Source organism: Brachybacterium sp. AOP43-C2-M15 (genome assembly GCF_052446295.1).
GTDB lineage: Bacteria > Actinomycetota > Actinomycetes > Actinomycetales > Dermabacteraceae > Brachybacterium.
Map to the genome: position 1 here is coordinate 1 of NZ_JBQSWB010000016.1, position 13756 is coordinate 13756.

10 protein-coding genes are annotated in these 13756 nt (G+C 71.5%); 3 read left to right on the forward strand and 7 right to left on the reverse strand.

The window, feature by feature from the left end:
- The 4 genes from ACT3SP_RS15430 to ACT3SP_RS15445 all read right to left on the reverse strand — a co-directional run.
- On the reverse strand, positions 1-894 hold an 894-nt coding region (locus ACT3SP_RS15430), incomplete at its 3' end, for a vWA domain-containing protein (RefSeq protein ID WP_444588193.1).
- Positions 891-1406, reverse strand: a complete 516-nt coding sequence (locus tag ACT3SP_RS15435; protein ID WP_444588194.1) for a hypothetical protein — start codon at positions 1404-1406, stop codon at positions 891-893. The genes ACT3SP_RS15430 and ACT3SP_RS15435, both read right to left, overlap by 4 nt.
- A complete protein-coding gene (locus ACT3SP_RS15440) occupies positions 1393-2289 on the reverse strand; it encodes a DUF58 domain-containing protein (RefSeq protein ID WP_444588195.1) in 897 nt (298 codons plus the stop codon). The genes ACT3SP_RS15435 and ACT3SP_RS15440 overlap by 14 nt, the downstream gene beginning before the upstream one ends.
- Positions 2290-2360: 71 nt before the next feature.
- Positions 2361-3518, reverse strand: coding sequence for an AAA family ATPase (locus tag ACT3SP_RS15445; protein WP_444588196.1), 1158 nt, complete (start codon positions 3516-3518; stop codon positions 2361-2363).
- Between the two features lie 265 nt (positions 3519-3783).
- On the opposite strand from ACT3SP_RS15445, the gene glgX reads away from it, so the two are divergent.
- The 3 genes from glgX to glgB all read left to right on the forward strand — a co-directional run bounded on the left by glgX (position 3784) and on the right by glgB (position 10353).
- Positions 3784-6027, forward strand: coding sequence for a glycogen debranching protein GlgX (gene glgX, locus ACT3SP_RS15450; protein ID WP_444588197.1), 2244 nt, complete (start codon positions 3784-3786; stop codon positions 6025-6027).
- A 62-nt stretch (positions 6028-6089) separates the two neighbouring features.
- Complete coding sequence (locus tag ACT3SP_RS15455) at positions 6090-8150, forward strand: alpha-1,4-glucan--maltose-1-phosphate maltosyltransferase (RefSeq protein ID WP_444588198.1); 2061 nt, start codon at positions 6090-6092, stop codon at positions 8148-8150.
- A 1-nt stretch (position 8151) separates the two neighbouring features.
- Positions 8152-10353: a 1,4-alpha-glucan branching protein GlgB gene (gene glgB, locus ACT3SP_RS15460; protein ID WP_444588199.1), complete on the forward strand. Its 2202-nt coding sequence runs from the start codon at positions 8152-8154 to the stop codon at positions 10351-10353.
- A gap of 49 nt (positions 10354-10402) precedes the next feature.
- Here glgB and ACT3SP_RS15465 read toward each other — a convergent pair whose 3' ends face one another.
- The 3 genes from ACT3SP_RS15465 to ACT3SP_RS15475 all read right to left on the reverse strand — a co-directional run bounded on the left by ACT3SP_RS15465 (position 10403) and on the right by ACT3SP_RS15475 (position 13644).
- Entirely contained in the window at positions 10403-11308 is a 906-nt protein-coding gene (locus tag ACT3SP_RS15465; RefSeq protein ID WP_444588200.1) for a co-chaperone YbbN, read from the reverse strand.
- A 75-nt stretch (positions 11309-11383) separates the two neighbouring features.
- A complete protein-coding gene (locus tag ACT3SP_RS15470; RefSeq protein ID WP_444588201.1) occupies positions 11384-12475 on the reverse strand; it encodes a hypothetical protein in 1092 nt (363 codons plus the stop codon).
- Complete coding sequence (locus ACT3SP_RS15475) at positions 12472-13644, reverse strand: hypothetical protein (RefSeq protein WP_444588202.1); 1173 nt, start codon at positions 13642-13644, stop codon at positions 12472-12474. The genes ACT3SP_RS15470 and ACT3SP_RS15475 overlap by 4 nt, the downstream gene beginning before the upstream one ends.
- Between the last annotated feature and the right edge of the window lie 112 nt (positions 13645-13756).

The window sequence follows — 13756 nt, forward strand, 5'->3', positions numbered from 1 at the left end:
CTTCTGGATCTGGTTGATGATCGAGGGGATCGCCTCGGGGTCCGAGGACTCGTACAGCTCGCCGTCCTGGTCCTCGGTGGTCGTCTTGAGCTCCTCGAAGCACTGGGGCCCGCACTCGTAGGCGCCGGGGTAGAAGGTGTACAGGTCGATGTCGCGGGAGGCGACGCGCTCGGTCGCCTCCTGGAGCGAGAAGATCGGCTCGCCGTTGACCTCGTTGTCGGTCGCGAAGATGATCGAGCGCGAGCGGTCCTCCTCGGCCTGGTCGAAGACCTGGGCGCACGAGGCCAGGCCGTCCGGCACGATCGAGGCCTCGTCGGCGATGCCGCGCGTGCCCTCGACGAACTCGACGTACTGGCGCACCTTGTCCTCGTCGTAGTCCCTGCTGCCCAGGCGGTACCCGAACTCGTCGAAGTCGATCGCCTCGGCTCCCTCCTCGAGCTCGCGCTTGATGAGGTCGTAGTCGTTGGTCAGCGGGAAGACGGTGCGGCTGGTGGAGTTGAAGATCGACAGCGCCACCCGCTCGCCCTCGAACCCGTCCACGAGCTCCGCGAAGGTCGAGAGGATCTCGGTGTCGTACTCGTACATCGAGCCGGACACGTCCAGGCACAGCACGATGTCGCGGGAGGAGAACTCGGGCGTCTCGATGCGCTCGCTCGCGATCCTCCCGGACAGCACGGAGGCCGAGACCACGGCGAGCACCGCGATCGCGACCTGCAGCACGCGCACCACCCGTGCGGTCCGCTGCGCCCGCACGAAGCTGGGGATGCGCTCCATGTACTGGGAGTTCGCGACCAGCACCGGCGCGCGGCGCATCGCCCGACGGTTCCAGAAGGTGATGGCCCAGACCGCGATCCCGGCCAGCAGGAGAAGCCCGGTGACCCACCAGAAGATCATGACCACGATCGGATCACCTCCCGCGCGCGGCGCACGGACTCGCGCAGGTCGCGATCCGTGGACATCGCGAAGTCCGGCTCGTAGAGATCGCCGATCAGCTCGCCCACGGCACGGGTCCGCGGATCGGCCAGCAGGGTCGCGAGGTCCTGGCTGCTCACGTCGTGCCCGGTGGTGCGCCGCACGAAGCGCCGCATCACCCCGGTGAGCTCGTGATGCCCCTCGCGGACCTCGAGCGCGCCGTCCTCGTGGCGATCCGCGACGTCGTTCACGGCGCGCAGGAACTCGGCCTTGAGCGCCTCCACGTCCCCGGGGCGCCGTCGGTACGCGATCCGCTTCTCCACGGCTCGGGTGATCTTCAGGGTCCCCACGATCAGCGCGGTGATCACCAGGATGCACAGCACCGCCAGGATCACCCAGGCGATCGAGTACTGGGGCGGGTCGATGATCTCCGGCGGCGCGGGCTCGGCCAGCAGCCGACCGGGAGCGCCGCGCAGCAGCTCAGGACGAGGCATGGCGGTACTCCCTCGCCCGCAGCAGCGCGATCATGTCGTCCACCACGGTCGTCTCACCCTGGGTGAGCATGTGACTGATGTGCAGGCGGTCCAGCATCTCGGCGATGCCCTCCCGGCGAGCGCGGCGGTAGCTCTCGACATCGTGCGCGACCCGCTTGGAGGTCCGGGCCAGGGAGGCGATCTCCCGCGGCGATCCGACATCGACCACGTCGTGGTCGAGCGCGCCGCCCTGCAGCGGATCGGCGTCGGCGATGCGGATCACCAGCAGGTCGTGGCGGGTCTTCAGGCGACGCAGCAGGGTGAAGTCCTCGACCGTCGGGTGCGCCTCGTCGGTGATGATCGTCATCAGGGTGGAATGGGTGGTGACCCGGAAGGCGCGCTCGAGCAGCCACGAGCTGTCGGCCGGAGGGGACGCGGTGGTGGTCGTCTGCTGGGCGGTGCGCAGCAGGAGCTCCAGGTGCCCGTCGCTCGACCGGGAGGGCAGCTGCACCGGGCGGTCCTCGTCCCCGGCGACCATTCCCACCAGGTCTCCGTTCTTCTGGGCGAGGAAGCAGATCATGCCCGCGGCGAGGATCATGGCGTCGCGCTTGGAGGTGCCGTCGGCCGCGGTCGCCGCCATCGCCGAGGAGGTGTCCGCGACGATCGACAGGTGCCGCACCCTCTCCTCGTTGAACTGCCGGATCAGCGGCTCCCCGGAGCGGGCGGTGGCCTTCCAGTCGATGTCGGAGATCTTGTCCCCGGGCTGGTAGTACTTCAGGTCGTCGAAGTCCTCTCCGCTGCCCTTGAACAGCGAACGGCCCCGGCCCTGGATGAGTCCCCGCGCACGGTTGGACGTGTGCAGGTCCACCCGCGCCTTGACACGGGTCATCAGGGAGGTCGCCATGAGGGTGCTCGCGCTCCGTCCTTCTCGTCGTCCTGCTCGTCCTGCTGGTCCTGCTGGTCCTGCGGGGCCGCTCAGGGCATCGGCACGGCGTGGAACACCGCGTCGATGATCTGCTCGGGCTTGATGCCGCTGGCCAGCGCATCGAAGGTGAGGACGAGGCGGTGGCGCAGCACGCCGTACCGCATCGCCCGCACGTCGTCCGGTGTGACGTAGTCGCGACCGTTCAGCAGGGCGTGCGCCTGCCCGACCCGCATCAGGGCGAGGGAGCCGCGAGGGCTCGCGCCCACCCGCACCGACTGGGTGAGGTTCGGGACGGGGCGGGGCCCGGAGCCGCGCGTGGTGAACACCAGGTCGATGATGTAGCGCTTGACGGCCGGGTCCACGTAGACCTGGTCGACCATGGCCTGCAGGAAGCGCACGTCCTCGAGGGTCACCGACCCGGTCGCCTGCCGGGGCCCGGTGAGGCTGCCCGAGGTCGAGCGGTCCAGGATCTCGTGCTCCTCGCCCGGGCGGGGGTAGGTGAGGATCTCCTTCATCAGGAAGCGGTCCATCTGCGCCTCGGGGAGGACGTAGGTGCCCTCCTCCTCGATCGGGTTCTGCGTGGCGAGCACCATGAACGGCTCCGGCAGCCGGTACACCTCGCCGCCGATGGAGGTCTGCCGCTCCTGCATCGCCTCGAGCATCGCCGACTGCGTCTTCGCGCTCGAGCGGTTGATCTCGTCGAGCAGCACGACGTTCGCGTGCACGGGACCCAGCTGGGTGGTGAAGGTGCCCGAGCCGTAGTTGAAGATCTGGGTGCCGATGATGTCGTTGGGCATCAGGTCCGGCGTGCACTGGATGCGGGCGAAGGAACCGGTGATCGACGAGGCGAGCGCACTGGCCGCGGTCGTCTTCGCCAGGCCCGGCACGGACTCCAGCAGCACGTGCCCTCCCGCGGCGAGCGCGGCCAGCAGGGTCAGGCGCAGGTTCTCCTGGCCGACCACGCGGGACTGGAACACCCCCGTGATGGTGCTGATGATCGCCGCGCTGCGCTCGAGGTCGCCGGCCTGGATCGCGGCGCTCGTGGGCGCGAACTCGCCGGGGCGGCGCGAGGGAGGCCCCGCGGAGCCGGCCGGGGCCGGGGCCGCCGACGGACCCGAGGAGGCGACGGGGCCGGAGGAGATCGGCGGCGCCGCAGGAGCGGAGGGCGGCCCCTGGAACCCGGGCTGCTGGCTGGGTGGATGGCTCATGCGGTACGGCTCCCCCGTCATGCGTTCGACTCGTGCGGCTGGTCCTGCTCGTGCGTCCTCGATGCCGACCGCGTCCTCCGCCCTCCCCCGAGGTGCCCGGAGGCCGGACCGGCCGTGGCCGTGCGGATGGTCGTGCGGTGGATCGCGGGCGATCCGGGAACGGATCGAGGACCGCCGCGACGATCCTAGCGGCATGGGTCACCTCGGGGGCCATTCCGTCCGCTCGCCGGAGGCTCTCGGGGAGCGGCGGTGGGATGATGCGCGGATGCCAGCAGAGCGCTCCGACCGGGCGACACCGCCCGCCGCCCCCACCGCCCCCGGCCTCGTGGTCGACGACCAGGGTCGCGGGACCTTCGCGGTCGCCGCGCCCCGCGCCGAGTCCGTGGACCTGTGCATCCGTCGGGGTGCGACCGAGCACCGTCGGCGCCTGCGCCATGTCGACGGCGGGCTGCACTGGGACCAGGTCACCGGGATGACTCCCGGCACCCGGTACGGGCTGCGGGTCGACGGCCCCTGGGACCCGTCGGCCGGCCTGCTGTGCAACCCGCGCAAGCTGCTGCAGGATCCCTGGGGGCGCGGGGTCTCCCACTCCTCCCCCCTGCTGAGCTCCTTCTTCCCCTTCGAGGTCGACGCGATGCTCGACCGCGTCGGGGATCATCCTGTGCGCAGCGAGGTGGACAACGGCGAGGACGCGGTGTGGTCGGAGGTGGTCTCCGACGCCTTCGACTGGCAGGACGATCTGCGGCCGATGGTCGACTGGGAGTCCACCGTGCTCTACGAGCTGCACGTCAAGGGCTTCACCGAGCTGCATCCCGAGCTGCCGCCCGAGCAGCGCGGCACCTATGCGGGCCTGGGCCACCCGGCGGTGACCGGCTACCTGCGCAGCCTGGGGGTCACCAGCATCGAGCTGCTGCCCATCCACGCCGCGATGGACGAGCCGCACCTGACCCGGCTGGGGCTGACCAACTACTGGGGATACTCGACCCAGTCGTACTTCGCGCCGGACCCCTCCCTGGCCACGACCGCCGCCCAGCACGCCGGCGCGCAGGCCGTGCTCGACGAGGTCAAGACCATGGTGCGGCAGCTGCACGCGGCCGGGTTCGAGGTCATCCTCGACGTCGTCTACAACCACACCGCCGAGGGCGGCGCCGACGGGCCCTCGCTCTCGCTGCGCGGGCTGGACAACCTCGAGTACTACTGGATCGACCACGGCACCTTCTTCGACGTCACCGGGACCGGCGGCACCCTCGACCCGCGCTCCGTGCACGTGATGGACCTGGTCCTGGGCTCCCTGCGCTACTGGGTGCAGGAGGTCCACGTGGACGGGTTCCGCTTCGACCTGGCCGCGACGCTGGGCCGCGACCACACCGGCTTCCGGCCCGATCATCCGCTGCTGCGGGCGATCGCGACCGACCCCGTGCTGCGCGGGGTCAAGCTCATCGCCGAGCCCTGGGACGTGGGCACCGGCGGCTGGCAGACGGGGAGCTTCCCGGCGCCCTTCGCCGAGTGGAACGACGCCTTCCGCGACGACGTGCGGGCCTTCTGGCTCTCCGACCGGGCGATGCGCGAGCGCACGGGCGAGGACGCGATCGGCGGGGTGCGGGACCTCGCCACCCGTCTGGCCGGTTCGAGCGACCTGCTCACCTCCCAGGATCCGCTCGAGCTGCCCGAGGGGCGCAGCCTGCGCGCCCCCTGGGCCTCGATCAACTACGTCACCGCCCATGACGGCTTCACCCTGCGCGACCTCACGGTCTACGAGTCCAAGCACAATCTCGCCAACGGCGAGGACAACCGCGACGGCACCTCCGACAACCGCTCCTTCCACCACGGTCACGAGGGAGAGATGCCCGTCGGCGCGGACGGGGCCGCGCAGATCGAGGCGGCCCGTCGGCGCAGCGCGCGCAGCATCCTGGCGACCCTGCTGCTGGCCTCCGGGACCCCGCTGCTCACCGCGGGCGACGAGCGGATGCGCACCCAGCAGGGCAACAACAACGCCTACTGCCAGGACAACGAGATCTCCTGGACGGACTGGGGCCGGAACCGTCACGGGCAGGCGCTGCAGGAGACGGTGACCCGGCTGCTGCAGCTGAGGGGGGAGCACCCGCAGCTGCGCGCCCCGCACTTCCTGCGGCCCGCGGACCCCGCCGCGCTGGATGCAGGTCAGGTCGCCTGGTTCGACGCCGACGGCGAGGTGATGGACCACGAGCAGTGGATGGATCCCTCGCAGCATCTGCTGGCCATGCTGCGGCCCGCGGTGCACGGCAGCGAAGGGGCGGAGCACCTGCTGGTGATCCTCTCCACCGCCGCCGAGGAGACCACGGTGCGCCTGCCCGCGGCCCCGTGGCCCCAGGGCAGCGCCCGGGTCCTGCTGGACACCTCTCGGGAGAGCCCGCAGGACCTTCCGCCCGGTCCGGTCGCCGACCGCGCGGTCCTGGTGGCCCCCGCGAGCGTGGTCGTCCTCGGGATCTCCCCCGACGCCCCGGAGGAGGCGCCGGAACGGCTATCGTGAGGACCATCACCGCGACCGTCGCAGAGCATCCCGCCACGGCGAGGGCTCAGGCAGGAGAGGCCATGTCGAAGACCACTACTGACCGCACGGGTGCTGACAGCACGGGCACTGGCCGCACGGGCCTGGACGACGGGATCGGGCGGATCCCGATCATGGGGGTCCGGCCCGTCGTCGACGGTGGACGCTTCCCCGCCCGCTGCGTCGAGGGCGAGACGGTGCGCTTCTGCGCCAACGCCTTCCGCGAAGGGCACGACGCGATGGGCGTCCAGCTCGTGCTCACCTCCCCCGAGGGGCACGAGAGCCGGCGGTCGCTGCGCTCGACCAACCCGGGCCTGGATCTCTGGGAGACCACCGTCCGCCCCGACGTCCAGGGGCACTGGAGCTTCCGGATCGAGGCCTACTCCGCGCCGTACGAGAGCTGGGCGCACACGGCGGAGGTGAAGATCCCTGCCGGGATCGATCCCGACCTGGTCTGCGCCGAGGGCGCGGTGGTGCTGGGCAAGGTGCTCGCCGAGGTCGAGGACGGCAGCCGGCCGGCGTCCGACGCTCCGGTGGTCCGGGCCGCTCTGGAGAGCCTGCGCGCACCGGGCCTGCCCGCCGCCGCGCGCGTCGCCCCGGCCCTGGCCGCGGACCTGCGCGGCATGCTCGCCGAGCGGCCCCTGCGCGAGGGAGTGACCGTGGACGGGCCCTATCCGCTGATCGTCCAGCGGCCGCGCGCCCTGTTCGGCTCCTGGTACGAGTTCTTCCCCCGCTCCGAGGGGGCGCACTTCGATCCCGAGCACGGCTGGGCCTCGGGCACGCTCCGCACCGCCGCCCGCTCCCTGGACAGGATCGCGGCGATGGGCTTCGACGTCGCCTACCTCACCCCCATCCACCCCATCGGCTCCACGTTCCGCAAGGGGCGCAACAACACGCTGGACCCGCAGCCCGGCGACCCGGGCTCGCCCTATGCGATCGGCTCGGCCGACGGGGGCCACGACGCGATCCATCCCGAGCTGGGCACCATGGAGGACTTCGACGCCTTCGTGGCCCGAGCGAAGGAGCTCGACCTCGAGGTCGCCCTCGACATCGCCCTGCAGTGCTCCCCCGATCACCCGTGGGTGAGCGAGCATCCGGAGTGGTTCACCGTGCGGGCCGACGGCACCATCGCCTACGCGGAGAACCCGCCGAAGAAGTACCAGGACATCTACCCGCTGAGCTTCGACACGGACTACGAGGGGCTCTACGCGGCGATCCGCGACGTGCTCGAGCTCTGGGTCGAGCACGGCGTCACGCTGTTCCGCGTCGACAATCCCCACACCAAGCCGGTGCGCTTCTGGGAGGAGCTGCTGGCGGAGTTCGACGAGAAGCATCCCGAGGTGGTCTTCCTCGCCGAGGCGTTCACGCGACCCACCATGATGCACACCCTGGGCAAGGTCGGCTACCACCAGTCCTACACCTACTTCACCTGGCGCGAGAGCGCCGGGGAGCTGCGCGAGTACCTCGAGGAGCTGGTGGAGTCGGCGCCGTACATGCGCCCGAGCTTCTGGCCCACCACGCATGACATCCTCACCCCGTACATGAGCGCGGGCGGCCGTCGAGCCTTCGCTCTGCGGGCGATCCTCGCCGCCACCCTGGTCCCCACCTGGGGGATCTACAGCGGCTACGAGCTGGTGGAGGACGTCCCCCGCCCGGGCGCCCAGGAGCAGATCGACAACGAGAAGTACGAGTTCAAGCCCCGTGACTTCACCGGAGCGCTCGCCCGCGGCGAGAGCCTCGAGCCGCTGCTGGGCACCCTGAACCGGATCCGCCGCGAGCACCCCGCGCTGCAGACCCTCACCACGATCCGCTTCCACGAGGCCGAGGACGAGCAGGTGCTGGTCTTCTCCAAGCACCTCGACGCGGCCGCGAGCGGCACCGGCTCGCCGGACACCGTGCTGGTGGTCTCCCTGACCGCGCACGACCGCGACGCCACCACCACGCTGCACCTGGACCTCGACGCCCTCGCCGTCGGCGAGTCCTTCGAGGTCGAGGACCTGCTGACCGGAGAGCGGTACAGCTGGGGCCGCGCCCCCTCCGTGATCCTGAGCGCGAGCGACCGGCCCGCGCACGTCCTGCGGATCATCCACCCCGAGGAGAGCTGACATGACCGAGACTCCCGACACCGCCGCCGCGGTGATGACGCTGGGCGAGCACGAGCTGGGCGCCACCGCGACCGGCAGCCACCACGAGCCCCATTCGGTGCTCGGGGCGCACGAGTACGAGGGAGGCGTCACCGTGCGCACCCTCAAGCCCTTCGCGCACGAGGTCGCGGTGCTGCTTCCCGACGGGACGGCGCACCCCATGGAGCACGAGCACGACGGCATCTGGGTGGCGGCGCTCGCGCTCCCCGACCTGCACTCCTACCGGATCAGGGTCACCTGGTCCGCCGGGGAGGAGCCGGTGGAGATCGAGGAGCCGTACCGCTTCCTGCCCACCGTCGGCGAGTTCGACCTGCACCTGATCCGCGAGGGACGCCACGAGGAGCTGTGGCAGGTGCTGGGCTCCCACGTGCGCACGATCCAGGACGTGCCCGGCACCTCCTTCGCCGTGTGGGCCCCGAACGCGCGGGCCGTGCAGGTGGTGGGGTCCTTCAACGGCTGGGAGGGCCGGCTGCACTCGATGCGCTCCCTGGGCGCCTCCGGGGTGTGGGAGCTGTTCGTCCCCGGCATCGGCGTCGGCGAGACCTACAAGTACCGGATCCTCGGTGCCGACGGAGCCTGGCGGGAGAAGGCGGATCCGATGGCCCGCTTCGCGGAGGTGCCGCCCGCGACCGGCTCGGTCGTCACCAGCAGCGACTTCGAGTGGAGCGACGAGCACTGGCTGGCCGAGCGCGCCTCGCACCAGCCGATCTCCTCGCGGATGTCGATCTACGAGGTGCATCTGGGCAGCTGGCGCCCGGGCCTCGGCTACCGGGAGCTGGCCACCGAGCTCACCGAGTACGTGACCGATCTGGGATTCACCCATGTGGAGTTCATGCCGGTGGCGGAGCATCCCTTCGGAGGGTCCTGGGGCTACCAGGTCACCGGCTACTACGCCCCCACCTCGCGCCTGGGCACCCCGGACGAGCTGCGCCATCTCATCGACACCCTGCACAACGCCGGCATCGGCGTGATCCTGGACTGGGTCCCGGCGCACTTCCCCAAGGACGAGTTCGCCCTGGCCCGCTTCGACGGCACCCCGCTGTACGAGCACGCGGATCCGCGCCGCGGCGAGCATCCCGACTGGGGCACCTACGTCTTCGACACCGGCCGCAACGAGGTGCGCAACTTCCTGGTGGCCAACGCCTGCTACTGGCTCGAGGAGTTCCACGTGGACGGGCTGCGGGTCGACGCGGTCGCCTCGATGCTGTACCTGGACTACTCGCGCGAGGACGGCCAGTGGGTGGCCAACCGCCACGGCGGCCGGGAGGACCTCGAGAACATCGCGTTCCTCCAGGAGACCACCGCGACCGCGTACAAGCGCGCTCCGGGCATCGTGATGATCGCCGAGGAGTCCACCTCGTTCCCGGGGGTCACCCGCCCCACCGACAGCGGCGGGCTCGGCTTCGGCTTCAAGTGGAACATGGGCTGGATGCACGACACCCTCGAGTACCTGGGTCAGGATCCGATCCACCGCCAGTACCACCACGGCGAGCTGACCTTCTCGATGGTCTACCAGTACTCGGAGAACTTCGTGCTGCCGCTGAGCCACGACGAGGTCGTGCACGGCAAGGGGTCCCTGCTGCGCAAGGCACCCGGCGACGACTGGCAGCAGGCGGCGACGCTGCGCGCGTACCTGGCCTTCCAGTGGAGCCATCCCGGCAAGCAGCTGGTGTTCATGGGCATCGAGTTCGCCCAGGGCACCGAGTGGTCCGAGCAGGCCGGTCTGCCCTGGTGGCTGCTGGAGTACCCCCTGCATCGCGGCGCCCAGCAGCTGGTCAAGGACCTCAACGCCGTGCAGGCGGAGTTCCCCGCGCTCTACCAGCGCGACCAGGACCCGGGCGGCTTCGAGTGGCTGGTCGGCGACGACGGCGTGCACAACACGCTCGCCTTCGTGCGCCGCAGCGAGGAGGGCGACCCGGTGGTCGTGGTCGTGAACTTCTCCGCACAGCCCTGGCACGACCACCGCATCCCCCTGCCCGAGGGCGGGGACTGGCTCGAGGTGCTCAACACCGACGCCCCCGTCTACGGCGGCAGCGGGGTCGGCAACCTGGGCCGGGTGCACGCGGAGCCGCTGTCGCAGCACGGCCGGGACCACTCCGTGCGCCTGTCGGTCCCGCCGCTCGGCGCCGTGCTGCTGGTCCCCGCCCGGCTGCGCGAGGGCTGAGCCCGGGAGCGGGGAGGACGAGGGAGAGGACTCCCTCGCGGTCAGGGCCTCAGTACAGGAGGTTCGCCAGGCGCTTGCGGGCGGGGCCGACGCGCGGGTCCTCGGGGCCGGCGACCTCGAACAGCTCGAGCAGGCGCGCGCGGACGGCGTCCTTGGTCTCCTGATCGGCTCCGCGGAGGAGGTCGAGGAGGCGGGCGAAGGCGTCCTCGACGTGACCGCCGAGCATGTCGAGATCGGCCACGAGCAGCTGCGCATCGAGATCGTCTGGGCGCTGGGCCGCCGCGTCCCGCGCGGCGGTCGGGTCCGTCTCCCGGGTGCGCCGCATGAGCGAGACCGCGGCGAGCCCGGCCTTCGCCTCGGCATCCGCGGGGGTCTCCTGCAGCTGCTTCTGATAGGCGGCGACGGCGGCGTCCAGGTCGCCCCTCTCGATCGCCTCGTAGGCCTCGGCGATCAGGGGCGGCAGCGGCTCCTCGGCCTCGGCCCCCTCCTCGGACTCCGCCTCGGCCTCGGGAAGCTCCATGCCCTGCTGGCGGGCGACCTCGAGGACCTGGGTCAGGAGGGTGTCGATCTCGGAATCGGGCAGCACCGCCTCGACGATCGGCTGCAGCTGACCCATGATCAGCAGCAGAAGGGTGGGCAGCTTCTGCACGCGCAGGGCGCCGGCGACCCGCTGCTCGGTGTCGGCGTCGACGACGCCGAGGCGCACCGAGCCGCCCTTGGCGTCGACCCCGCGACGCAGCGAGGCGAGGAACTTCTCGCCCTCGGGCACCCGGGCGCTCGTGACCAGCAGCAGGGTCGGGATCTGCTGGGAGTCGCCGATCAGCTGCTCGAGCCCCTGCTCGGTGACGGCGATCTCGTGCGCCGAGGGCGTGCCGCCGGTGCCGGAGCCTCCGGCGGCACCGCCGGCGGGCTGCTTCAGCGCAGCGAGGTCGATGATTCCGTACGGATCGGTCACGGGAGAACTCCTTCGACGAGGTCGGGACCGACCCAGTCTAAGGAGTCCCGCCGGGCCCGTGCAGTGACGCGCCCGTCACTCCCCGGTGGCGGAGAGCGTCGTGAGGGTGGCCCCGATGGGCTGCACCTGCCCGCCGTCCTCCGCGGAGGGGACGTAGAGCGTGACATGGGTGCCGTACTTCCGGATGTACTCGGAGGTGAACTCGTGCTTGCCGATCACCTTGGCGTAGAGGTTGTCCTCCGAGACGCTCACCGTGGCGCGCTCCTTCACGGAGACCTTTCGGGTGGAGGTCAGGGTGCCCATGATGATCGCGCCGCCGTCATCGGTGCGCAGGCCCACGAACTCGTCCTCGGAGACGGTGTACTCCTCGCGGATGGTGGCGGCCTCGTCCCGGTCCACGCCCTCGTTGAGCATCGAGCGCTCGCTCTGGATGTCCTCGTGGCGCGAGCTCGTGAAGGGGTCGTCGGCGAGCTGGTCGTCCGGATCGGCGCCGTCGCCGCCGGTGAGCACCTTCGCGTACAGCGAGAGCGCCTCGTCCGGAGTCATCACCAGCGCGTCGTCGTCGCGGGCGACCTGCTCGGCGCCCACCAGCTCGTTGGCGACCATCGGCATGTCGATGCCCACGGCCTGCTGCGCCCAGCCCCACGAGGTGTAGGGCGATTTCGCGTCCTCCTGGTGCAGCGCGAGGAAGTAGGGCACCCCGTCCTCCTCCACGGAGTCCTCCACCAGGGCGATCGCCGTGCGCGGGAAGTCGGCCGTCACCGAGGTCATGGGGACGATCAGCTCGGTGCCGGGCACGTCGAGGTAGTCGGCCCACTCCTCCGCCTCCTCGATCATCGTGTAGGCGGCCTTGCGGAAGTCCACCGCGGAGCCGGTGACGCGGGGCGAGAGCTCCTCGACGTCGCGCGCCTCGTCCGCCGCGACGACCGCGGCGCTCACCTCGGGCACGATCGCGCCGATCTGCTCCGTGGTCTGGACCGGGGTGGGCTCGGCGAGCTCCTTGCCCGTCGGCGGGTCCGCCGGCGGCGCCGGCTCCGAGCCGCAGGCGGCGAGCAGTCCCGTGGCGAGCACGGAGCCCGCTCCGAGGAAGAGGCCGCGACGGCCGACGGGACGGGTGCTCATCTGGGGGTCCTTCCGTGCGCTCGCGCGCTGGTCATGGCGGGTCATCGGCGCTCCTCGTCGTCCCCGGCGGTGCTGTCCCGCTCCTCGTCCGTCCCGTCGTCGGAGATCCCGGTGATCTCCTCGGTCCGGTCCTCGCGGACTCCGGCCGCGTCCGTGGTCGCCGGCTCCCCGGCCGTCGCGGTGTCGCCGGGAGACGCGGTGTCGCCGGGAGACGCGGTGTCGCCGGGAGACGCGGCGTCGCCGGCCGACGCGGTGTCGCCGGCAGCCGCGGAGCCACCGTCCGCAGCGGATCCGAAGCTCCACACGCTCTCCTCGCGCACCGCGCCGGGGCGGGGGGTGAGCGGATCCCGGTCGGAGCGGGGCGCCGCGTCCGCCGCGGAGCCCTCGAGGGGCGCCGAGCCATCGGCCGTCGCCGGGTCGTCGGCCTCGTGCTCGGCTGCGTCGTCGGCAGTCGCGTCCCCGGGGGTCGCGGCGCCGGTCCCGGTGGCCGCAGCAGCAGCGGAACCGCCGGCCACCGCCTCGTCGCGGTCCTGACCCGCTTCCTGGACCGGGGCGTCCTCGAGCTGCTCGTCCTCCTCCTCGTCACGACGGCGCCCGCCGCCGAGCGAGACGACCAGCAGGACCAGACCGACCACGGCGATCGCGGCGCCGCCGGCATAGGCGAAGGGCACCCACTCGTTCTCGTCGTCGACCGGCCAGGTGATGGAGACCTCGTCCGCCCCCGCCGCGGTGCCGTCCGTGACGATCAGGATCGAGCGGTACACCTGCTCGTTGTCCCCGTTCTCCCCCGCCCAGAACTCGGCGACGTCGATCGTGTACGGGCTGGGAGCGGTGTCCACCGAGCGCCAGAGATCCGAGGAGGTGGGATCGGACAGCTCCTCGGCGCCGTCGGGATCGACCTCCTGGGTGCTGAGGGTCGTCCAGTCGCTCGCCCCGGTGATCCGCGTGTGCTTGACGCCGTCGAGGTAGGCCTCGATGTCGCCGTTGGCCGCGGTGATCACGGAGACGTCGGAGGAGCCCTCGATGACGACCTCGCCCTCCGCACCGCCCACGTAGAGCACGCCCGGATCGATCACCACGGCGGCGCCGGGATCCGCGAGGTCGACCGTGGCGGTGGTCTCGGTCGCGGGGGCCCAGGTGGTCTCACCCAGGCGGCCCAGTGCGAGTCCGATCAGCCCGATCAGGACCAGCAGGACGGCCAGGAGTCGTTGCACGGTGGATAGCTCCTTCGAGGTGGCCCGGGACAGGCCGCAGGCGGGGACCCGCCCACGATACGAGCGGCGAGAGGTGCGGAACAGGCCCGAGTGAGCATCTGCACCTGGGTAA